The organism is Sorangium sp. So ce1504 (assembly GCF_051521635.1).
Taxonomy (GTDB): domain Bacteria; phylum Myxococcota_A; class Polyangia; order Polyangiales; family Polyangiaceae; genus Sorangium; species Sorangium cellulosum_B.
Window position 1 is genome coordinate 188,167 of sequence record NZ_CP150365.1, and the last position, 20,324, is coordinate 208,490.

The window sequence follows — 20,324 nt, forward strand, 5'->3', positions numbered from 1 at the left end:
GGAGCGGAAGGATGCCCCGCGATCAGCGCGCGACGCGGCAGCCCGGCACGTCGCGGCAGTCCTCGAGAGCGCAGAGAGCGCACCGGTCGCCCTTGCGATCCGTCCACGCTCCGAAAAGCGACGCCGATTTGATCGTTCATCGCCGTCGCCGGGGCTGCCTTCACGCCGCCGCATACGGGGCGTAGCATGCGCTTGGGCGCGTCGACTCCAGGGCAGCCTGCCCTCGAGCGCTGCGCCGCGACGTCACCCAACCCGCATCGAGAGGTCTCATGAGTTCTCCGACCGCCCAGCCCGCCGAGAGCTACAACCCCTACGAAGCACCCAAGGCAGACGCACCCGCGGCGCTGCAGCCGGAGGCGCGCTCGCGGTTGCGGCTCGCGAGCGGCGGCCGGCGGTTCGTGAACCTCATCGTCGATTACATGGGATTGATGCTGTTCACGTTCCTCGTGGGCGTGATCTTCGGGCTCCTCGGGGGCGCCGAGGTGTTCGAGCAGGCCAACGATACGTTGCTCGGTCTCGTGATGATGTTCGTGTACTATGTCTCGATGGAGGCGCTCTTCGGCGCCACGCTGGGCAAGCTCGTCACTGGCACGCGGGTCGTGATGGAGGACGGCAGCCGCGCCGGCATCGGTCGGATCGCGATCCGCACCCTGTGCCGGTTCATCCCCTTCGAGGCGTTCACGTTCCTGAAGCGGGGCGACGCGCCCGTGGGCCTGCACGACGGGCTGTCGAAGACCCGCGTCATCCTCGTGCGCGGCGCTGACGACGCACGTTGAGAGGGGGTGCGCCGAGCTCCTGTGGGGACGAGCGGTGGTCGCCTCGCGACGGGGCAGGTCAGGGGACGGCCTGCTTGCGAATGCGAGCGAGAGAACGAGAGCACTGGAGGGCCATGGCGCCGAACCCGAGAAAACAGACACCAACGTCAGACCAGCTCCGGAGGTCGAGGGCTTCGACGCGCACGAGCAAGAGATACGCGAAGGCGAGGTTGGCCAGCGCCCAGGCAACGTTCACCGCCGGCGGCGACAACCCCTTGAATGGCGGTGATGCAAACGGGGTCTGCAACGGTTGGCCGGACACGCCGGCGATCAAGTGGGGGAGCGCATTGGCGAGGAACGCCCCGCCGAAGAAGTACGCGAAATAGACATACCAGGGCATGGTGATCTCCTCGAGCTGTTCGAGCGGAGACCGCTCTCGCATCAAAAAGTACGTTGTGGCGGCGTTCACATGCAAGGAAGAAGACAGGGCCCACCTCGGACCGACGCGTGGAAGGGTCTGGATTTCTCCCGGCTCGCCCCGCTCCTCGACGAGCGGCAGGTAAACCTAGGGCGTGAGATCGATCATCGATTCGGTGCCCTTCAGGGTCACGGAGATCTCCGCGCCCAGGCCGGCCCCGCCGGCGAATGCCGGCGCATCGACGCGCACCGCGCACGTCCCATCGGCGATGACCTCCGCGGAGCGGGTCAGCAGATCGCCGCTGGGGATCTCGCTGCTCTCGCAGAACCGGCCATCGACGGCGCAAGCCTCGGGCGTGGACGACGTCACCTCGAAATCCTCGGTCCTCGCCTCGCTGCACAGCGGAACACCGCCGGACGCGAGCCCGGAGATCACGGCGACCACCCGGTTCCCCGTGCGGTGGAACCCATCGAGCGTCTCGCCATCCACGAGGGCCCTTTCGCCCCCCGCGACGCCCGGGATCGCGAACACCACGTCCATGGCGTCGATGCGGGCGGCAGGGATCACCGAGACCTCGCGCGATGCGCCGCCGTCGGCCGGGGTGATCACGACGCTGCCGTCCCCGGTCGCGACGATATCGGAGGGCGCGCCCCCCTCGCGCACCCGGAGCCCCACGCCGGTCCCCACCACGTCGACCGCCGGGTGCTCGACGTTCTGTGGAGAGAAGCGCAGGCCCGCCGCGTCGAACGCCGCCGTGGTGATCGGGAGAGGCCGGTTCGACTGGATGACGGCGCTCGCGCCGCACTCGGCCGGTATCTCGATCTGCCAGCGCGGGCGCGCCGCCTGGACGGTCATCAACAGCGTGACGGGGAGCTCGCGGGTGTCGTCGTACGCGGAGCACGCGTCGAGGCCGCCCTCCGGCACCGCGAGCACGCCCGAGACCTCGAAGGTCGATGTCCCCTCCTCGCTCACGCGGACAGAGAACGTCGTGGGCCCCGTTTGCTCGACGGCGATCGCACCCTGGATGGCGCCTATCTGGTCAATGGTGATCGCGCCCGGGATCGGATTGCAGCAGCAGCGCGGGTCGACGACCGAATCCAGCGCCATCGTCACGGAGCTCGGATAGTCGGGCCCGAGCGCCAGCGCGGCCTGGCCCTCCACGACCATGCGCGTCCGCGTCGAGCGCTGGTCGCTCGCGATGTAAGCGCCAGTCAGCGTCGATATCGTTCGCGCCGGGAGCGAGAGCGCCGCGACCTCGCTGGTCTCCGGTTCGACGGGGTCGGGGCAGAGCGGGTTGGCGTTTGCGCCGTCGTCGGGGAGCGGCTCCTCGACGCCCGTGTCCGACGCAGAGGGGGCTGGCTGGCACGCGAGGCCAGCGCTCATGAACAAGAGAAACTGGAGTAAGCCTCTTCGCATGTCGTAGAAGTAACAGACGTAACCTGCGGAGAGAGGCAGTGGCAAGGTTGCGACCGGGTCGATCTGTGAACGGAATTCATGAATCTTCGTCGCCACGCGTGGATTGTCCGTCCCGCCGGCGAGGGTCACGTTGCTCGAGGCCGCGGGGATACAGCACGTGGAGCTCATCTTCGATACGCAGAGCACCGAGGCGTGGTGGGACACGATGGCGGACCTCGTGGCGCCGCGCGGGCGCATCGTGGGGATCGTCGAGGCGAAGGCGCCGCTCGATCTCGGGAAGCTCATGTCGAAGAGCGCGACCTTCGCGTGGGAGCTGATGTTCACGCGGTCCCTCTACGAGACCGCGGACATGGCCGCGCAGCGGGCGATCCTCACGCGCGTGGCGGCGTGGGTCGACGAGGGGCGGGTCCGCACGACGCGCCGCGAGCACTTCGGCCGGATCAGCGCGGCGAACCTGCGCGCCGCGCACGCCCGCATCGAGTCGGGGCAGGCGGTGGGCAAGCTGGTGCTGGAGGGGTGGGGCTGACCGCGAGGCGCGCGGGGCACGTCAGCGGGCGAGGAGCGCGATCGCGTCCTGGATCCCGGCGTGGGTCAGCCGTACGCGGACGTCGACGCGGGCCGCGCCGGAGCCGAGCACCTCGGAGGTGACGGCGAGCGGGGTCGCGACCCCGCCCCGCGCCGGCAGCGCCGCGAGCGCGGCGAGGTCCTTGGCGGCCTCGTCCAGCGCCTCCGGCGTGTCGCCGTTCGCCGAGAGCAGCGCCAAGCCAGCCAGCGAGAAGAGCCCGCCGGCCAGCGTCCCGCGCCTCCGCAGCACGTCCATGTCCGGCGCCGCGCCGAGCGTGCCCTCGTCGCGCCCCGGATCCACCGCGACGCGCAGCCGAGCCACCAGGGCGGCGTCGTCCTCGCTGATCCCGAGCCACGTCCGCTGGCCGGCGGGGACGACATAGAGGTGGGTCGTGTGCGCGGGCGGGGCGCCCTTCGTGAGCGGCCTGGAGCGGAGCTCGACGTGGAGCGTCCCCGCAGGCAGCGTGGCGGGCGCGCGGACGAAGGCGTGCGTCGTGTTCTGCTCGTCCTCGTCGTCCTTGCGAGCGCCGTCCTTCGGCGCACTCCGCTTGAACTTGTCGAGCTCATCGCCGCGCTGGAGGAGCTCCTTCACCCCGGAGATCCAGGTCTGCGCCGGCTCCTCGACCGAGGCCAGCACCCACCCCTGGAGCGCGAGGCGCGCCGCCTTTCCCGCGCGCGGCGCGCCCTTGTCGCGCTGGTAGGCCGCGAGCGCCTTCTCCGCCGCCGCGCCGTTCGCGCCCGCGCCGACGACGAGGGGGCCGCCCGTGAAGGCCAGCTTACCGAGGCGATCGAGGACCTGATCGAGCCGCGCCTCGTCGTAGCCGTCGTCGATCATGTCGTCGCGCAGCGCCTTGAAGACGGACGCCCGCAGCGGGGCGAGCTCGGCGCGCGACGCGCCCTGCGTGTGGAACGCGACCGCCGTGTCGGCCGGGAGGCGGAAGAACGCCGGCGGCGGCGCGGCGTCCTGCGCCGCGGCCGGCACGAAGGCCAGCGTGAGGGGCGAGCGCCGGCTCGCGAAGCGCAGCGTGAGGCCGACCTCGACGTCCGCGCGGCCCCACGTGAGGTCGACGTTCAACCGCTCGATGTCGCGCAGGAACCCCGCGGCGAGCTCCTCGCCCAGCGCCCCGGCGCGGCCGTCGTCCTCGTCCGCGTCGCCCGCGGCGCTCGCCTCCTCCACGGCCTGGCGGAGGGTCCGCTCCGAGAGCTCGATCCGGGCGTCCGCGTCGAGCGGCTTCCGGGCCACGACCTGGACGAGGTAGGCCGCGGCGGCCTCGATGTCCCCCATGTCCGTGCCGCAGAGCAGGCGCGCGCCGTCCCGCCGCTCGCCGGGATCGAAGGCGCAGGCCCAGGGCGGCGCCTCCTCGTCGGGATCGGCGTCACGCGCGCGCTCGACGCGCAACAGGCCCGGGTGCTCCTCGATCTCCTTGAGCACGAAGCGATCGGCCAGCCGCGGCACCTCCTGCTCCGCGACCGACAGGGAGGCAACGGCGTGATCGCCCGTGGTGCCCAGGAAGGCGACGTCGAGCGGCCTGTCCAGATCGACGATCCCGGCGAGGTCCGGGCCCACCGCTGGCTCGAGCATCTTCGTGGGGTCCGTCGAGCCCATGGTGAACACGAGCGCGCTGCTCGGCAGGAGCTGCGCGGCGTTGGCCCAGGTCCGCTTCGGATGGGCGATCCTCAGCACGAAGGCGAGCTCCGCCGGCGCGCTCGCGGGCTGCGCCGCCGCGCCCGCGGGCGCGACGGCGGGGCGCGGCGCCGCGAGCAGCGGCGCGACAGGAGCACGCTGGGGAGCCGGGGCGCCGGCGCACGCGGTGAGGAGGGCGATCGGGAGGAGGGCGGCGCGCTTCATGGAGGCGCCGATCGTCGCGCTCGAGCCGGGCCCCTGGCAAGCGGGGTGTCACTTCGGGAGCTTCATGACCGTGCCTGCGGCGCTGTTCGTCCAGTAGACGCTGGTCGCGTCCACGGTGATGCCCAGCGGATGATCTTGCCCCGTCGCGAGCGTCTCGGGATCGCCGCCTCCGATGGGCACCTTCTTCACGCTGCCGTCGTCGTTCGTCCAGTACACGCTCTCGGCGTCGATCGCGAGCTTCCGCGGGTTGCGCTGCCCCTCCGCGAGCGCGACGGGGGGGCCGCCCTCGAGCGGAGCCTTCATCACGGTGCCTCCGTCGTTGGTCCAGTAGACGGCGGCGGCGTCCACGGCGATGTCCTGCGGCTTGAGCTGCCCGTCCGCGATCGCGCTGGGGGCGCCGCCCGCGACAGGCGCCTTCATCACCGTGCCTCCTTCGTTCACCCAGTAGACGTGGGTCGCGTCGACGGCGATGCCGAGCGGGGAGTCTTGCCCCTCCGCGAGCGCGACCGGGGCGCCGCCCGCGATGGGCACCTTCATGACGGTGCCCTGGTCGGCGCTCGTCCAGTAGACGTTCGCGGCGTCGACCGCGATGCCCATGGCGTATGTCTGCCCGTCCGCGAGGATCGTGGAATCGCCCTCGTACGACGCCATCATGATGATCTCGAGGCCTGTGTCGGTGAAATAGATCTGGCCGGAGGGGTCGAGCGTGATGCTCTGGGGGGCGAAGGGGGGGTCTCCCTCGAAGAGGAACGCCGCATTGCCGCCGCGGACAGGCACCGTCATCACCTGTCGAGCGACGGGATCGACCCAGTACGCCGTGGTGTCGTCGACCGCGATGTCCGTCGGCTCGACGCCGCCCGACGCCAGGACGAGGGGCTGGCAGCGCGACGCCACGCACGGCGCTCCCAGGCAATAATGGTCGCAAGCGCCGCAGTGATCCGGATCGGACGTCTTGTCGACGCAGGAGCCGTCGCAGAAGGACAGGCCATCCTGGCAGCCGGGCGTGTCGCCCCCGGCCCCCGCCGCGGCCACGGCCACGGCGTCGCCTCCGCCCCCGCCGGAGGTCGCCGAGCTCGTGGCATCGGAGCTCCCAGGAGCGAAGTCCCGAGCTTCGGGGCTACACGCGGACAAAGCAAGCACACTCATCAGCAGGAAGCGGTTCATGGCGCGCAGTGTACACGGAACGCGGGAGCACGTCGGCAAGCCTGCCTCGGAGCGCTCATGCTGTTCGCTGCTGTCGGGCGCTGTCAGCCTCTCGAAGGCTTGCGGGGTCAACAAGAGATCGTGGCGTGTCCCGGTTCGCTCCTCGGGGCCCGACGGCCCGATCCAGTGGCACCTCACCGCGCCATGGCCGCCCACGCGCAGCGTGGACTCCCAGCCGGCGAGCGACGCGGAGAAGCCGGGGACGAACGCGAGGTCGATCTGCATAGGATAGAGCGGGCGGGTGCCGCGGGGCGCGGGCCTCAGCGCGCCGGCGTCATGCCCGTGTCGTCGAGCGCCGGCCAGGCTGGCCGGAGCGGGAGGACGAGCGCATCGAGCGGCGCGGGCAGCGATACAGAGGTCGCCGCGTGCAAGCAGAACTCCCGGCCGGGCCCGAGCACCATCTGGCGCATCCACAGGCCGGCGCTCGCTTGCTCCAGGATCGGCGTGAGCCGGGTGAACAGCTCACCGTAGGAAACGCCGTCGGGCTTGCCGAACCAGTGGGCGTAGCCGGGCGCGTTCAGCGCAACCCCGCCCCGCAGGCGATACAGGCCCCCGGCCCCGCCGCCGGCGACCGCGGCCGCCGCGTCGTGCGGCGCCGAGCGGCTGGCGGAGACCGCGGCCTCGTTCAAGGCGCCGAGCGCACCGAAATCCTGCACGAGGTACCAGTCCTCGTAGACGTCGCCGCCGCCGGCCGCCCACGGGGCCCCGGAGAGCCCGACGCTGAACGACCGGAGAAAGCCCGGCGCGGGCGCTGCGGCGAGCGCCGCGTGGAAGGCGCGCTGCCGGCGCTCGTACTCGTCCGCGGCGGCCTGCGGTTGCCTCCAGTGCCAGAACACGTAGGCCAACATGGACTGGCTGTTCCCTTCCGCGGGATAACTCACGTCTTCTCCGATGCCGGATGCTTCATGTTCATGTGAACACCGCCCGCTTCCTATACCGGCGCGCGGGGTGGAGGTGAAGTGAAGGCTCGGGGCGCCCCGGCCGCCTCACGGGCCGGACGCGCCCGGGGTGGTCGATGAAACTTTCACCGCCGTGGGGCGTCTCAGCTCCCCGGAGGTTCCGCCCGATGCCAGACGTCGTGGTCTCTTCCTTGTGTTCTCCCTTCTTTGTCCGGCGCTGCTCTCCGCCGGGTGTGCCCAGCCGATCGACGCTTCGGACGCGACCGCGTACGTGCTGCTCGATCCCGCGGCGCGCGCTCGCTGGACCGTGGCCAGCGACGGCTGGCAAGGGGCGCCGATCCTGCCGGTCGCCCTCGACGTGGAAGAGACGGCCGCGCTGCGCGGCCCGGAGGGCGCGCAGCGGATCGCGCTGCGCGGGGGCATGCTCGCGCACGTCCGCGGCGCCGAGGGCGAGATCCGCTGGCTCGCCCGCGGGGCTGCGGACGCTCCTCCTGGACGCGTCCGGGGGCTTCACGCTCGAGGACCGCTGCACCGGGGCGGTGGTCGCGACCGGCGAGTACTCGGCCGCGGGCGATCGCGTGATGCTGCGATCCGCGGGGGCGGCGCCGATCGTGCTGGGCCGGGATCGGGATGGGCTGATGCAGCTGGGCTGGGAGGCCTTCGCGCCGCTCGCGCCCGAGCCCGCGGGGCGCGGCGAGGCGGAGAGCGAGCTGCTCGGGAACGGCGGTGAGGAGTGACCATGAAGCGCAGGCATTTGCTGGGAGCGACTGCAGCAGGGCTCGCGGCCACCGCGTGGCCCGCGTTCATCCGCGACGCGTTCGGCGATGGCGCCGCGTGCGACGAGACGGGCAAGCCGGCGGCCGCCGCGGGGTCGCTGGTCCAGGTCTCGGCCGCGTTCCGCCGCGCCCGGCAGGCGAGCAGGGCGCTGCTCGTCCTCGTCATCCCTGCCGACGACAGCGCCAAGTGGGAGCGCGGTCACGCGTTCGGCGAGCTGCTCAACTTCGGCGCGGACGGGGATCTCGCCCCGCTCGCGGGCGTCGAGGTCGTCTGCGCGACCATGGCCGATCTGAAGAAGCTCGTGCCCGGCGCCGGCAACGGGGAGCCGCTCATGGTGGCTGTCAGGACCGACAAGGTGCCTGTCGTCGCGACGCAGCTCGACGTCGCGCTCCCGAGCTACGACGGAATGCGCCGCATGGCGGGCGGCGGCCGGGAGGAGCAGCTGAAGCACGACGACACGATCGCCGCGCAGCGGATCGGCGCGCTCGGGGCGCTGCTCCGGAAGGGCCTTGGCGCCGACGCGCGCAACGTGGAGGCCCGGGCCGCGAGCGTGCGCGCGCGGCTCGTGAAGGCGCCGCCCGCGGGCGCGCACTGGGCGATCGCCAGCGGCTGCGGGATCGACGTCGAGGGGGCCAAGGACAGCGGGCTCATGGCCTGTGGCATGGGGCACGTGCCCTCCAAGTCACGGCGCTTCCTGTACTTCTTCTCGGTCGACGGGCGCGGGGCATCCACGCGTTGATCCCGGTCGGCCTCACGCTCCAGCCCGACGCGGCGTTCCTCGACCTGCTGGCCGAGGTGATCCTGCGCGACGCCGACTACTACGAGGTGGCGCCCGAGACGCTCTGGCGCGTGCCGGACGCCGCCGAGGCCGATCTCCAGGAGAACGGCTTTCACCGCCGCTTCGCCGAGCTCGCGCGCCGGTCGGACCGGCCGTTCGTCGCCCATGGCGTCGGCTGGTCGCTCGGCGGCGCCTCGGCCGCCGACGCGGGCCGGCGCGCCCGCTGGCTCGCGGCCCTCCGGCGCGACAACGCGATCTTCCGCTTCCGCTGGTACACCGATCACCTCGGGATCAGCGCGCCCGCCGGGCTCTCGGCCGGGCTGCCGCTCCCGATGCCCATGAGCGCGCACGGCGCCGCGGTCGCCCGCCGCGCGCTCCGGGCGATGCAGGCCGTCGTGGCGGACGTCGGCGTCGAGAACAGCGTCAGCTACTTCGTGCTCGGCGATCCGCTGGACGAGCCGCGCTTCCTCGAGCGCATCCTGAGGGCGCCGCGGACGCACCTGCTGCTCGACCTGCACAACGTCCACACCATGGCGGAGAACTTCGGCTTCGATCCGGCCGAGTACGTGGCGCGGCTCGATCTCGCCCGGGTGATCGAGATCCACCTCTCCGGCGGCGGCCCGAGCGATCCGGGCTGGCTGCCTTCGGGCCGGGTGTTGCGGCTCGACGGCCACGACGACGCCGTGCCGGAGCCGGTGTGGCGCCTCCTGGACGAGGTGGCGCCGCGCTGCCCGAACCTTCGCGGGGTGACCCTGGAGCGCATGGAGGGCACGGTGCACGGCGCGGGCGACGCGGCCGCCGTGCGGGAGGAGCTCCGCCGCGCGCGGCGCGCGCTCGGCCGGCGCGGGAGGCGCGGGTGACGCGCGCGGCCGGCGGCAGGGCCGGCGGGCGCGCGGCCCGCGGCGGGGCAGGGGAGGCCCGTGGCAGGGCAGGGGAGGTCCGTGGCAGGGCAGGGGAGGCCCGTGGCAGGGCAGGGGAGGGCGCGGCGGCGCGGCCGGCGCGGCTGAGCGGGGCGCAGGCGCACGCGCGTTACGAAGCGCTCGTGGCCCGCGCGATGACCGCCGAGGATCCCGTGGCCGCGCTGCGCGCCGCGGCCGAGGATCCGGCGCTGCCGCCCGCGCTCCGGAAGGCGCTGCTCGGCGCGGACGAGGACGGCGTGAGGATGTCGGCGCTGCTCGTGGCGCGGCTGCGCTTCGAGCGGCTCCTGCGCGGCTCGCCCGAGGCCGAGGCGTGGTTCGACAGCGATCCTGCGGACTTCAGCGCCGCGTTCCGGCGCTACCACGCCGAGGTGCCGCCAACTGCCTTCTTCCCGCCGGGCGAGGCTCGCCTCTTCCGCCGCTGGATGGAGGCTCGCTCCGCGCCTGCGCGCGCCCGATGACCTGTGGGCGCCAGCAGCGCTTCCCCTCACCCCTGCCGGGTGTCAGCAGCGCTTCCCCTCACCCCTGCCGGGTGTCAGCAGCGCTTCCCCTCACCCCTGCCGGGTGTCAGCAGTGCTTCCCCTCACCCCTGCCGGGTGTCAGCAGCGCTTCCCCTCACCCCTGCCGGGTGTCAGCAGCGCTTCCCCTCACCCCTGCCGGGCGTCAGCAGCGCTTCCCCTCATCGCACGGGCTGCGTTCCCCTTCGACGACGCGCTCGATCAGATCGTCGTCGATGCGATCCCAGACCCGCAGCCGCTCTCCTGGCGCGGCGTCAGGATCGAACGCGACGAGCTCCAGCACGCCGAGCCCGTGGTAGTTGCGGAGCTTGTCGGCCCACGTCTGCGGATCCGAGTCGTGCTCGCTCACGATCTCGACGGCGAGCTCAGGGGCACCACGCTCCCACGTCTTCCAGGAGCCGAACGGCGTGTCAGGGGTGCCGAGCCGGACAAAGGCGTCCGGCGCCAGACATCGGCTCGGATCCGACGCGGACTAGTAGACGAGCTGGTCGGATCCGATCGACGCGCGATCCGCGAAGGTCTTGAGCACGACATAGAGCAGGGTCCTGAGCTCGAGGTGGCGCTTGCTCTCCGGCTCGATGGCTTCTTCCGGGAAGTGGAGCGGGGAAGGCGCGCGAACGTGGCGGAGCCGGCGCGCGAGCGCGGCGTGCTGCATGAAGACAGTATCCACACGCCGTGTGTGTACGTCGACCGCGACGCGGCTCGGTTTGCTCGCTTCGTCAAGATCGCCGCGAGTTCGTTGCGGCGCGCGCCGGTCTAGCTTCCCGCCGGGCGAGGCCCGCCTCTTCCGCCGCTGGATCGATGCGCAATCCGTCCCTGCACGCGACCCGCGGCCTCGGCCTCCATGACCTCCGGTCCATGGTCGCATGTTCTCACCGCTCCCCGCCTTCGGGTCCCATCCGACTGGCTTCGTTCGTCGATCCGGATGCTGTCCCTGGCTCCGCTGCGTGGGATCTGGTTCGTAAATCCCAGCACGGACTATCTCTGCGAGGAGAGCGTCAGTGCGCTGCACCGGCGGCGCGAACACGCTCGTCGTCGAGGTCAGAAGGTGGCGCACGTGACGGTGATGTCGCCGCTCGCGTCCGCGCTGCACTGGAGGACATCGAGGCACTCATCCGACGGGTCGATGCACTCATCGCAGCTGGCACTGCCGCAGCCCTGGGGCAGGTCGCGGCACTCGTGCCGGGTGAACCCGCAGCCGTCGGGATAGTTCTCAACACATATTTGAGCCGCCTTCTCGCAGAACAGTTCGCCGCACGCGAAGCGACCTCGAGGTGCGGGCCCACAGTTTCCGAGGCTCGACGTGCCCACGCCGGCGGAGTCCGCGAGACACGCGTTGTCGTAGATCTTGCCGTCGCAGCCGCAGACAGGTGGACCGCCCAGGCCGCTGCATGAACGGGGCACAGCACAGTACTCCGCCGGGCAGTAGGCGTCGGGCGGGCTCGTCCCGCACGCATGGTCGGCGAACAGGCAATGTGACCCCGGCTCGCAAGGCCCATTCATCCCGCACGCCTCACCAGCTGTCTCCGAGCCGGAGCTCTCGCTGGCGCCGGCCGTCCCGGAGCTCCCGCTGGCGCCGGCCGTCGACGTGGAACTCGGGGTATGCTCAACGGTGGCCTCACCAGCTGTCTCCGAGCCGGAGCTCCCGCTGGCGCCGGCCGTCGATGCGGAACTCGGGGTATCCTCAACGGTGATAGCGCCGCACGCCGCAAGCAGTGCGGCCGTCAGCAGCGCGACGGTGACAGCAGCCCATGATCTTCGCATCGACGATTGGTGCGCCATACGTTCGCCCCAGGCAAAGCCCGCGCCAGGCGCGTTGTGCCGCGATTGCCGTTGTTTCTCCATCTGGCGCGCGAGGTTCGTGTCGCCTTGTGCCGAAGTTGGCCATGGCAACCCCAGTGCCTCCGGAGGGTGCCCACCCCCTCCCGAGGCACCCCCGTGCCTCCTGCCCCGGAGAACTGGACCTGGGTCCCGTTCAGCGCTGCCGCGCGCTTCGGTGTAGCCTCGCCGCATGGACGCCCGCGGCCTCCGTCGCGCCCTCGCCCTCGCCGCGCTGGTGGCCGGCACCGGCATCGCCGGGTGCTCGTGGTGGTCGTCCGAGCGCCCCTCCGCGTCGCGCCAGGACGTCGTCAGGGCGGGGGTGCAACCGCCAGCCCCGTCGCCCTCCGGCGCGGCCGCGGGTGATCCGGCGCCCGGCGCTTCGCCGCAGGAAAGCGCGCCGCCGGGGCGGCCTCTCCTGCTCCTCACGGACCCTGCCGTGCTCGCCGAAATCGAGGCCGCGGGCCTCGACTTCGGCTCGGTGCTCACGGGCGCGCCGCGCGCGCCGGCCTCGCTCTCCGCGCTCTCCCGCACCGCCGAGCTCGCCTCGATCGCACGCGTGCTCGCCGACGACCTGCGGCAGGTCCAGCGCGCCGATCCGAGGAGCGGGACGAGCATCGCGCGCCACGCGCACCGCCTCTTCGACGAGCGGTGGCTCTCGGCCGAGGGCGCCCGCTTCGAGCTCATCGGCGTGGTGAACCGGATGGATCGCCGCCCGTTCGACGCCTCCGCCTGTGGAGAGACCCGCCTCGTGTACCGGCTGGCCTACGCCGCGAAGACCCCGGGCGGCGCGGCAGGCGCCACGTCCGCTGCGGGCGCCTCCGTCGCCACGCCGGCCCCCGCCGCCGCCTCCCGCCTCCCGATGACCGCGTCGTTCGAGCTGCTCGCGCCCGCCGGCGACGCGCGCTCGTGCCGCCGGCTCGCGCAGGCCTGGTCGCGCGCCGGCGCGCTCTCCGGGCCGGACCTCGTCCGCTTTCTCACCTCGCCCGAGGGCCCGCTCGCCCCGGGCGCCGCGGATCGCGCACACCTCGCGCAGCTCGTCGTGAACCTGCAGAGCGTCCGCTGGCCCTCCACCGTGCGTCCGGACCTCGGCGGGCACGCGGAGTACGTGCTCCGCGCCTTCCGCTGGGACGCCCGCGCCGGGCGCTACGCGCCGCTCGCCCTCGAGAACACCCCCGACGTCGCCCGGCTCTCGCGCGACCCGGCGCGGCGCGAGCGGCTGCGCGCGTGGTTATCGGCCCCCGAGAACCTCGCGCGCCTCGACGAGGGGACCGCGCTCCTGCCCGAGGAGTTCCTCGCCACGAAGGCGCTGTCGGCGACGCCCCACGGGCTCGCGCGCCGCGCCAACAGGCCCTTTCGTGTCCTGTTCGAGCCGCGCGACTTCGCCGGCGTCGACTTCGGCGGCCTCTCGCGCGTCCGCTCGCCGGAGGGGCTGCTCCGGCGGCTCGACCAGATGACCTGCCCCGGGTGCCACCAGAGCGGGTCCGTCGCCGGCTTCCACCTGCTCGGGCAGGAGCCCCCCGGCCGCGTCCACGACGCGCTGTTCACCGTCGAGTCCGCGCACCTCGCGGGCGATCTCCCGCGCCGGCGGGCGGTGGTCGAGGCCATCGCTCGGGGCGCCGCCCCGGACGACGAGGTGCCGTATCCCGAGCGAGGCGACGGCGCGCGCGGCGGGTACGGCGCGCGCTGCGGGCTGGGCGACCCGAGCTTCGCGGGCTGGGCCTGCGCGGAAGGGCTCGTGTGCTCCGCGTACGACGCGCCCCAGGAGGACCGCGCGACCGTCGGCGTCTGCCTGCCGGCGGCGCCGGAGGTCGGCGACCCGTGCCAGGTCGGCGCCGTCGTCCCCCACGCCGATCCGCACCGCGATCGCGCCGCGGCGGCGCAGCCCGGGGCGTGCCCGCTCGCGGCGGTGTGCAACACGAGCCCCGTCGGGTTCCCCGGCGGCATGTGCACGAGCAGCTGCGTCGCGCTCCCGGACGAGGGCGTCTGCGGCGCCATCGCCGTGCTCGACCCGTTCAACCGCTGCCTCGCCCGCGGGACGGTGTTCACCGAGTGCCTGAGCCGCCACGTCACGCCCGCGGGCCTGCGGCGCTGCTCGAGCGAGGCGCCCTGCCGCGAGGACTACGTGTGCGCCAGGACGAGCTCGGGCGAGGGCGCCTGCATCCCGCCGTACTTCCTGTTCCAGCTCAGGGTCGACGGCCACGCGGTGCCGTGACCCGCCCGGCGCCCCGCGGCGTCGGGGTGCGGCAGCATGTATTCGCCGGCCTCTGGATCACCCTCTGAGCGGCCTTTCGGGTGCCAATCCGCGGTGAGCTGACCCTGACGTGCGGGTGCAGCACGCGATGTGAGGGAGCACGTCAGGGGCAAAACACGATGTCGTAGTCTTCCCCGGCGCAGGCGGCCATCGACTCCTGATCATCGCCCGACCACGAATACGCGTCCTTGCATGCCTCTTCGAAGTACGCGGCCACGGGGTTCGCGGGATCGTCCCGGTCAGGGCTCACGCAGGAGATCGTCGCGCCGCTCGCGTCCTTGTAGCGACCCTCCTCCGGGCACGCTGCGAGCAGGCTCGCCGGGCACGACAGCGTCCGGCAGTCCGGCAGGCCGACAGGCACGATCGCCAGCGGGAGGTTGTGCGCGTCCACGTGGCTGATGTTGTACCAATCGAAGTCGTTGAAATCGGTGTTGAGGGTCATCTCGGCCAGCGTGTGCCGGCCGCCGCCGGGGTCCGATCCGGCGTATGCCCAGTAGCGCAGGGACGACAGCGGCTCCTCGCTGGTGCCCACGTCGCGGCACGCGAACTGCCCCGGGCCGAGCTCCCCGCCGTCGATGAGGCTCCCCAGGAACTGGAGCGGCTGGTCGCACTTGTTGACGAAGGCCAGGGTGGACTTCCCATCACCGGGCGTGCGGCAGTCGACCTCGCCCGGATTGACGGGCGGCTGGCCTGTCGACGCGCTGCTGGCGTCGCTCGACGAGGCTCCGCCGGTCGCGCTGGACGCGGCGCTGACCGAGGTGGATCCGCCGCCCGTCGCGCCGGAGGAGGTGTCCTGCTCGGGGGACGCGCAGCCGGCATCGAGCAGCGCCATGGCGAGCAGCGCGGCCGCGGTCTTCCCATGTCGCGACATGATGGTCCTCCTTGCGGACTCGGTGGTGAAAGGAGGATGAGGATACCGAAAGCCTTGTACACCGAGAAGCCGTGTCCTCATCGGGCCGCGAGCAACGACCCGCGCGGACTCGGGATCTCGGGCGCCATTCAGGGCGCCTGGCAGGACACGCGGTGGATCGGCTCCTCTTTCCCTTCACCGACCGTCACGTAGTCCCATCCGCCGGGCACCCACGCGATCGCCTCGGCCTGCTCCTCGTCGGGCGACGGCAGCACGCAGGGCGGTTCGGCCAGCGCCTGCGCCACCGTCTGATCCGGTGTCATCGGGTAGTAGAGCACGTGGGATGAGGTGCGCAGCAGCACGCCCGTGCCGTCCGGGTGGACGTCGCCGCTGGTGAAGCGGGCGCTCCCGGCGGGTGGCTCGATGGATCCCGCCCGGACGAGCGTCGCCGGCGCGCCCGCGGCGGGCAGCGCTGGCAGCTCGTAGACGCTCGAGGTGCCCTTGTTGACCTTCGTCACGAGGGTGAGCGCTCCGGTGGCGGGGTGGATGAGCAGCGTCTCCGCGTCGTGGCCTCCGTCGGGGTACGAGAGCACGAACACCTCGGCGGTCGAGGCGAGCGGCCCTCCTCCGAGCGTGTCCGGCTCCGGCACGCCGTAGATGGTGTAGCTGTCGCGCTCGCCGTCGTTGTCGCCGATGTCCGCGAGGAAGAGGCAGCTGCCCCCGCCCGAACGGCAAGGCCCGCGCGCGATGTCCTCCCAGTCGACCGCGGCCGCGCCGGCCACGGTCACCTCGGCCTGCAGCGCGCCGCCGAACCCGATCGCGAAGAACCGGGGGTCATCGCCGTGATCGTTGTGAACGTAGAGCGCGTCCGGGTGCAGCCCGCTGGTGACGACACCGGAGCACTCGTCGATGTCACCCGGCGGGAGCGCGCCGACTCGCGCGGCCCCGGTGCAACGAGGGCAGCCCGTCTCCCGCACCTGCGGCGGATCCGAAGCCCCGCAAGCCGACAGGAGCAGCGAGAGCGCGAGCGCCGGCGCCGCAGAGCGCCGTGCAGAGGCGCCTGGCGCAGGCCCTCCCTCCGGACGGGGCGCCCGGAGGCGGCGCGGTGGCAGCAGCGGAGCGCGAAGGATCTCGAGTGCAGACGTCGGTGACATGAGCATCGCGGTTCAGTGACGTTTTCGCACGCTTCGCTCTGCTCGGCACGGCCGCTCGGCATGGCGGGATAGCCGTCGACGGCCGACGGGGCCCAGGAGGAGCCGCGGCTCGGCCGGAGCGCCAGTGCGCCGCGGCTCGGCCGGAGCGTCAGGGCGCCGCGGCTCCGCTGGGCGTCAGGGCGCCGCGTTCTCCTCCCCGGGGGTCGGCGCCGTGGCGGCGCCTTCGCCGGTCAGATCGGGCAACCTGCCCCACGTCTGCCCATCTGCTGCCGCCTCGATCGGGTACTCGAGCCGGGCGAGCACCTCGTCGCTCTCGGAGATGAGGTAGACGGTCTCGCCCCTGGAGGCGCTCACCTTCCAGGTCGCATAGAAGCAGCTGCTCGGTCCGCCGTCCGGCAGGCACGCGGTGTGGGGCCCAGAGCCGTCCTCGGGCAGCTGGTCGCCGAGGATGAGCAGGTACGCGCCCGGGGCGAGCTGCGTGCCTTCGGGGAACCTGAGCGCGTCGGCCGCGTTGCACTGCCCGCTGTCGTCGGAGTCGCACAGGCCGAGCCCGCCGAGGTCGGCCGAGCCCGGGCCCGGGTTGCCGAGCTCGATCCAGTCGCCGCCCTTGGCCGAGATCTCGTTCACCACGACGGTCGTCGTCGCGGTCCCGCCGCCCGTCCCCCCTTGGCCGTCGCCGCCTGCGCCGCTCGAGCTCGAGCTCTGGGAGGTGGTTGTCGCGCCCGTGCCGCCCGTGCCCGGCGTGCCCGTGTCCCCGGGCTCGTCGCTCGAACCGCAGCCGCCCGCGCAGAGCGCAGCGAGGCAGAGCGCGGCATATCGAAATTGTGCCATCACGATGTTCTCCTCGGCCCCAGCACACGGCGATCCCGGCGGTGTGTCAACGGTGTGTCGACGGGCGGCGCGCGCGGGCTCCCGTTCGCGACCGCCCCCGCCGTGGACGCGCGCGTCTGCAAAGCGCGCGGCCGCGTCCCTCAGCGCGCCCGCGCCCCGTGGTCCGCGATCACGCTCGCCACGCAGCAGGTCAGCTTCTTCCCCATGCCGAGGTGCAGGAACTCGTTCGGACCGTGCGCGTTCGATTGCGGCCCGAGCACGCCGGTGATCAGGAACTGCGCCTCCGGGAACTTCTCTCCCAGCATCGCCATGAACGGGATCGTCCCGCCCTCGCCGATCCCCATCGCCGGCCGGTCGAAGAACGACTTCGACGCCTTGCGCACCGCCGCTTCGAGCCAGGGCGCCGTCGCCGGCGCGTCCCATCCGGCCGACGGCTCGCTCACGTGGAACCGGACCTCCGCGCCGTACGGCGGGTCCTTCTCCAGGGCCTCCTTCAGGGCCGCCGCCGCCTTCTTCGGGTCCAGGCGCGGCGGCAGGCGCATCGAGAGCTTCGCCCTCGTGAACGGGCGCAGCACGTTGCCCGCGCCCGCGATGGGCGGCAGGCCGTCGGCGCCCGTCACGGAGAGCGCGGGGCGCCAGGTGCGGTTCAGGAGGAGCTCCGCCGTGTCGCCGGTCACCGGGCACGCGCCCTTCACCCACGGCAGCTCGCACACGACCGACGCGCCCAGCACGTCGGCCGCGGCCCGCGCCTGCGCCGCGCGCTCCTCCGGGATCTGCACGTGCAGCGCGTCCACGAGGACGCGCCCGGTCCGCTCGTCCTCGATGCGCGACAGGAGCTGCCGCAGGATCCGGAAGCTCGAGGGCACCACGCCGCTGCCCACGCCCGAGTGGACGCCCTCGCGCAGGATGTTCACGTCGAGCGTGCCCTGGAGCAGCCCGCGGAGCGACGTCGTGGTCCAGAGCTGGTCGTAGTTGCCGCAGCCGGAGTCGAGGCACACGACGAGGCTCGGCTTGCCGATGCGCCCCGCGAGCGCGTCGATGTAGGCCGGCAGGTCCGGGCTGCCGCTCTCCTCGCAGCCCTCGATGAGGATCACGCAGCGCGCGTGCGGGATCCCCTGCTCGTGCAGCAGGCGCAGCGCCGCGAGCGACGCGAAGGCCGAGTAGCCGTCGTCGGCGCCGCCGCGGCCGTAGAGCTTGTCGCCCTCGCGCACCGGCTCCCAGGGGCCGAGCCCCTCGCGCCACCCAGTCATCTCGGGCTGCTTGTCGAGGTGCCCGTAGAGGAGCACCGTGTCGTCGCGCGTGCCCGGCACCTCCATCAGGATCACCGGCGTGCGGTTCCCGATGCGCACGACCTCCACCGTGAGCCCGGGGATCGGCTGCGCCTCGCACCAGGCCGCGATGAGCGACGCCGCCCTGTCCATGTGGCCGTTCTCGCGCCAGGCGGGGTCGAAGGCGGGCGACTTGTTGGGGATGCGGATGTAGTCGTGCAGCGCGGGGACGATCTCCTGCTCCCAGCAGCGCTCGCAGGACGCGACGGCTTCACGCTCGTTGAGCTTCGTCAGCATGAACCTCTCCAGGGGCTTGAGGACGGCGGCGATCTCCGGGGACCGACTCTACAGCGCCCACGACGTGGGTGTACCGCGGACATGGGGGGTTGACATCTTCGACGTTCCAGAGCGCCGAGGCGAGGAGCGCGGGGCCGGCGGGCGGGCGCGGCGTGTGGACGGGCGGGCGCGGCGCTTGGGCGGGCGGGCTCATCGGGCTCTCCCGATGTCAGGGCCGCTTCTCGAAGGTCACTTCCGGGTACTCCGGCGAGGGGCCGTCGAGCAGCGGCGCCGCTTCGCCGCGCACGTGCGCCTGGACGAAGGCGCGCGTGTACGCGTTCGTGATCTCGACCGCGCGGGCCGGATCGAGCGTGCCGAGCAGCTCCGGGAGGACGCCCTCGCCAAGGAAGTGCTCGACGACGATCGGCAGGTCCGAGAACGTGAGGTGGGCGGTGTCTTCGACCCGCGCCCGGTAGCCCTGGCCGTTCAGCGCGCCGTAGGTCTCGTCGATGCTCGGATCGTCGGGGTGGTCCGCCGCGAGCAGGATGAAGAAGGGCTGCGCGAGGCCCCTGCCGCCGGCGCCGTCCTGCGGCCCGAAGAGCCTGCCGTCGATGTCGAGGCCGGCGTCGAAGCGGTCGTCGCGGGCGCACGCCTCGGCGGCCATCGCGCCGCCGTAGGAGTGGCCGAGCACGCCGACCCGCTCGAGGTCGAGCCGGCCCGTGAGCAGGCCGCCCGGGTCGTCCTGCGCGGCGGCCGTGAGCTCGTCGAGCACGAAGCGCGCGTCGTCGACCCAGACCGCGACGTGCTCGCCCATTGCCTGAGAAAAGGCCTCGATCTCCTCCTCCGACGCGTCCATCGCCGGCGTCAGGACGACCGAGCCGAAGGGCACGGCGCGGCCGTCGGGGAACACCGTGAGCTCGGTGTCGTAGGTGTGGCTGATGGCGGCCACCACGAAGCCGTGGCTCGCCAGGTCCTCGAGGAGGCTCGTGTAGTCGGCGCGGAGCATCCCGAACCCGTGCGAGAAGAGGAGCACCGGGAGCGGCGCGCCGTCTTCAGCGAGCGGCACGCCCACGCGCGCGTGCGTGAGGATGCTCGCCTCGAAGCCGTCCTCGGCCGGGAGGCCGCCCGTCGTGCGGCGGCTGTCGCCTTCCTCCGGCGACAGGTACGGCGCGAGCTGCCCCGTGCCGCAAGGATCGGCCGGGTAGAAGAGCTGCACCATGAGCTCACGGCGGTCGTCCGGATCTTCCGTCGCCTCTTCTCCACGCGCGCTGTCGGTGAGGGCGCGGATCTGCGTGCCGACCGGGTGCGGGCCGGTCGGGCGGGGCAGCTCGAGGACGCCGTCGGCAGGCGCCTCGTCGCCCCAGCCGGTGCAGACCGGATCGCCTTCGTGCGGTGGCACGGCGTCGTGATCGCTGCACCCGGCGAGGAGCGTGGAGGCGGAGAAGGCTGCGAGCAGGCAGAGGGCGTGTCGAGAGACGTCGCTATGGAACATGCGCGCATCGTTCTCACGCCCTGGCCGAGACCGGCGCGGCGAGCACGATCGTGGCGCGCTCGATCGCGCTCGGCAGACGCGAAGATCCGCCTGACAGAAGCCGCAGGCCCCTGTACTATCGGTTACATGCGGGCAGTTCAGGAGGCGTGGCCGAGACGAACGGGCGACGCACCGGGCAGACCAGCGACGGCGGTACGAGGCGGGGCTACCCTTGGGGAGCTCGGCAGGGCTCGGGTGAACGGGCTCGGCGGGCCATGCTTCGTGCGCCAGGCTGAACTTGGGCGAAT

At 72.7% G+C, this 20,324-nt stretch carries 20 protein-coding genes; 7 read left to right on the plus strand and 13 right to left on the minus strand.

Annotated elements, in window-relative coordinates; all coding sequences use genetic code 11:
- The first annotated feature begins 269 nt into the window (after positions 1-269).
- Positions 270-776 (plus strand): RDD family protein, encoded by a 507-nt coding sequence (locus tag WMF39_RS00725; RefSeq protein ID WP_437743638.1) that lies wholly within the window; start codon positions 270-272, stop codon positions 774-776.
- Between the two features lie 58 nt (positions 777-834).
- Here the strand turns inward: WMF39_RS00725 and WMF39_RS00730 are convergent, their stop codons facing one another.
- Both WMF39_RS00730 and WMF39_RS00735 read right to left on the minus strand, forming a co-directional pair.
- A complete protein-coding gene (locus WMF39_RS00730) occupies positions 835-1,155 on the minus strand; it encodes a hypothetical protein (RefSeq protein WP_437548633.1) in 321 nt (106 codons plus the stop codon).
- 165 nt (positions 1,156-1,320) lie between these two features.
- Positions 1,321-2,556, minus strand: coding sequence for a hypothetical protein (locus WMF39_RS00735; protein ID WP_437743639.1), 1,236 nt, complete (start codon positions 2,554-2,556; stop codon positions 1,321-1,323).
- 163 nt (positions 2,557-2,719) lie between these two features.
- Between WMF39_RS00735 and WMF39_RS00740 the strand changes: the two genes are divergently transcribed.
- On the plus strand, positions 2,720-3,115 hold the full coding sequence (locus WMF39_RS00740; protein ID WP_437743640.1) for a zinc-binding dehydrogenase: 396 nt from the start codon (positions 2,720-2,722) through the stop codon (positions 3,113-3,115).
- 21 nt (positions 3,116-3,136) lie between these two features.
- Here the strand turns inward: WMF39_RS00740 and WMF39_RS00745 are convergent, their stop codons facing one another.
- From WMF39_RS00745 to WMF39_RS00755, 3 genes are all read right to left on the minus strand, one after another.
- Positions 3,137-5,002: a hypothetical protein gene (locus tag WMF39_RS00745; protein ID WP_437743641.1), complete on the minus strand. Its 1,866-nt coding sequence runs from the start codon at positions 5,000-5,002 to the stop codon at positions 3,137-3,139.
- 48 nt (positions 5,003-5,050) lie between these two features.
- Entirely contained in the window at positions 5,051-6,166 is a 1,116-nt protein-coding gene (locus tag WMF39_RS00750; protein WP_437743642.1) for a hypothetical protein, read from the minus strand.
- Positions 6,167-6,465: 299 nt separating this feature from the next.
- On the minus strand, positions 6,466-7,086 hold the full coding sequence (locus WMF39_RS00755) for a hypothetical protein (RefSeq protein WP_437743643.1): 621 nt from the start codon (positions 7,084-7,086) through the stop codon (positions 6,466-6,468).
- Between the two features lie 557 nt (positions 7,087-7,643).
- On the opposite strand from WMF39_RS00755, the gene WMF39_RS00760 reads away from it, so the two are divergent.
- Genes WMF39_RS00760 through WMF39_RS00775 form a run of 4 tightly spaced genes read left to right on the plus strand, consistent with a single transcriptional unit; the run spans position 7,644 to position 10,037 of the window.
- The gene (locus WMF39_RS00760; protein WP_437743644.1) at positions 7,644-7,841 is read left to right on the plus strand and encodes a hypothetical protein; all 198 of its coding nucleotides are present in this window, start codon (positions 7,644-7,646) and stop codon (positions 7,839-7,841) included.
- Positions 7,842-7,843: 2 nt separating this feature from the next.
- Positions 7,844-8,620, plus strand: coding sequence for a hypothetical protein (locus WMF39_RS00765; protein WP_437743645.1), 777 nt, complete (start codon positions 7,844-7,846; stop codon positions 8,618-8,620).
- Complete coding sequence (locus tag WMF39_RS00770) at positions 8,617-9,519, plus strand: DUF692 domain-containing protein (RefSeq protein WP_437743646.1); 903 nt, start codon at positions 8,617-8,619, stop codon at positions 9,517-9,519. The genes WMF39_RS00765 and WMF39_RS00770 overlap by 4 nt, the downstream gene beginning before the upstream one ends.
- Entirely contained in the window at positions 9,516-10,037 is a 522-nt protein-coding gene (locus WMF39_RS00775) for a hypothetical protein (protein ID WP_437743647.1), read from the plus strand. The genes WMF39_RS00770 and WMF39_RS00775 overlap by 4 nt, the downstream gene beginning before the upstream one ends.
- A 202-nt stretch (positions 10,038-10,239) precedes the next feature.
- Here the strand turns inward: WMF39_RS00775 and WMF39_RS00780 are convergent, their stop codons facing one another.
- The 3 genes from WMF39_RS00780 to WMF39_RS00790 all read right to left on the minus strand — a co-directional run bounded on the left by WMF39_RS00780 (position 10,240) and on the right by WMF39_RS00790 (position 11,597).
- A complete protein-coding gene (locus tag WMF39_RS00780) occupies positions 10,240-10,542 on the minus strand; it encodes a Uma2 family endonuclease (protein ID WP_437748143.1) in 303 nt (100 codons plus the stop codon).
- 24 nt (positions 10,543-10,566) lie between these two features.
- Complete coding sequence (locus tag WMF39_RS00785) at positions 10,567-10,764, minus strand: hypothetical protein (protein ID WP_437743648.1); 198 nt, start codon at positions 10,762-10,764, stop codon at positions 10,567-10,569.
- A 371-nt stretch (positions 10,765-11,135) separates the two neighbouring features.
- Positions 11,136-11,597, minus strand: a complete 462-nt coding sequence (locus WMF39_RS00790) for a hypothetical protein (protein WP_437743649.1) — start codon at positions 11,595-11,597, stop codon at positions 11,136-11,138.
- 508 nt (positions 11,598-12,105) lie between these two features.
- Between WMF39_RS00790 and WMF39_RS00795 the strand changes: the two genes are divergently transcribed.
- The gene (locus WMF39_RS00795) at positions 12,106-14,127 is read left to right on the plus strand and encodes a hypothetical protein (protein WP_437743650.1); all 2,022 of its coding nucleotides are present in this window, start codon (positions 12,106-12,108) and stop codon (positions 14,125-14,127) included.
- Between the two features lie 142 nt (positions 14,128-14,269).
- Here the strand turns inward: WMF39_RS00795 and WMF39_RS00800 are convergent, their stop codons facing one another.
- From WMF39_RS00800 to WMF39_RS00820, 5 genes are all read right to left on the minus strand, one after another.
- A complete protein-coding gene (locus WMF39_RS00800; RefSeq protein WP_437743651.1) occupies positions 14,270-15,037 on the minus strand; it encodes a thaumatin family protein in 768 nt (255 codons plus the stop codon).
- Between the two features lie 128 nt (positions 15,038-15,165).
- On the minus strand, positions 15,166-15,993 hold the full coding sequence (locus WMF39_RS00805) for a hypothetical protein (protein WP_437743652.1): 828 nt from the start codon (positions 15,991-15,993) through the stop codon (positions 15,166-15,168).
- A 351-nt stretch (positions 15,994-16,344) separates the two neighbouring features.
- Positions 16,345-17,001 carry a lamin tail domain-containing protein gene (locus WMF39_RS00810; protein ID WP_437743653.1) on the minus strand — a complete coding sequence of 219 codons (657 nt, stop codon included), beginning with the start codon at positions 16,999-17,001 and terminating at the stop codon, positions 16,345-16,347.
- Positions 17,002-17,141: 140 nt separating this feature from the next.
- Positions 17,142-18,566 (minus strand): M20 family metallopeptidase, encoded by a 1,425-nt coding sequence (locus tag WMF39_RS00815; RefSeq protein WP_437743654.1) that lies wholly within the window; start codon positions 18,564-18,566, stop codon positions 17,142-17,144.
- A 208-nt stretch (positions 18,567-18,774) separates the two neighbouring features.
- Complete coding sequence (locus WMF39_RS00820; protein WP_437743655.1) at positions 18,775-20,037, minus strand: alpha/beta hydrolase family protein; 1,263 nt, start codon at positions 20,035-20,037, stop codon at positions 18,775-18,777.
- Positions 20,038-20,324 lie beyond the last annotated feature (287 nt).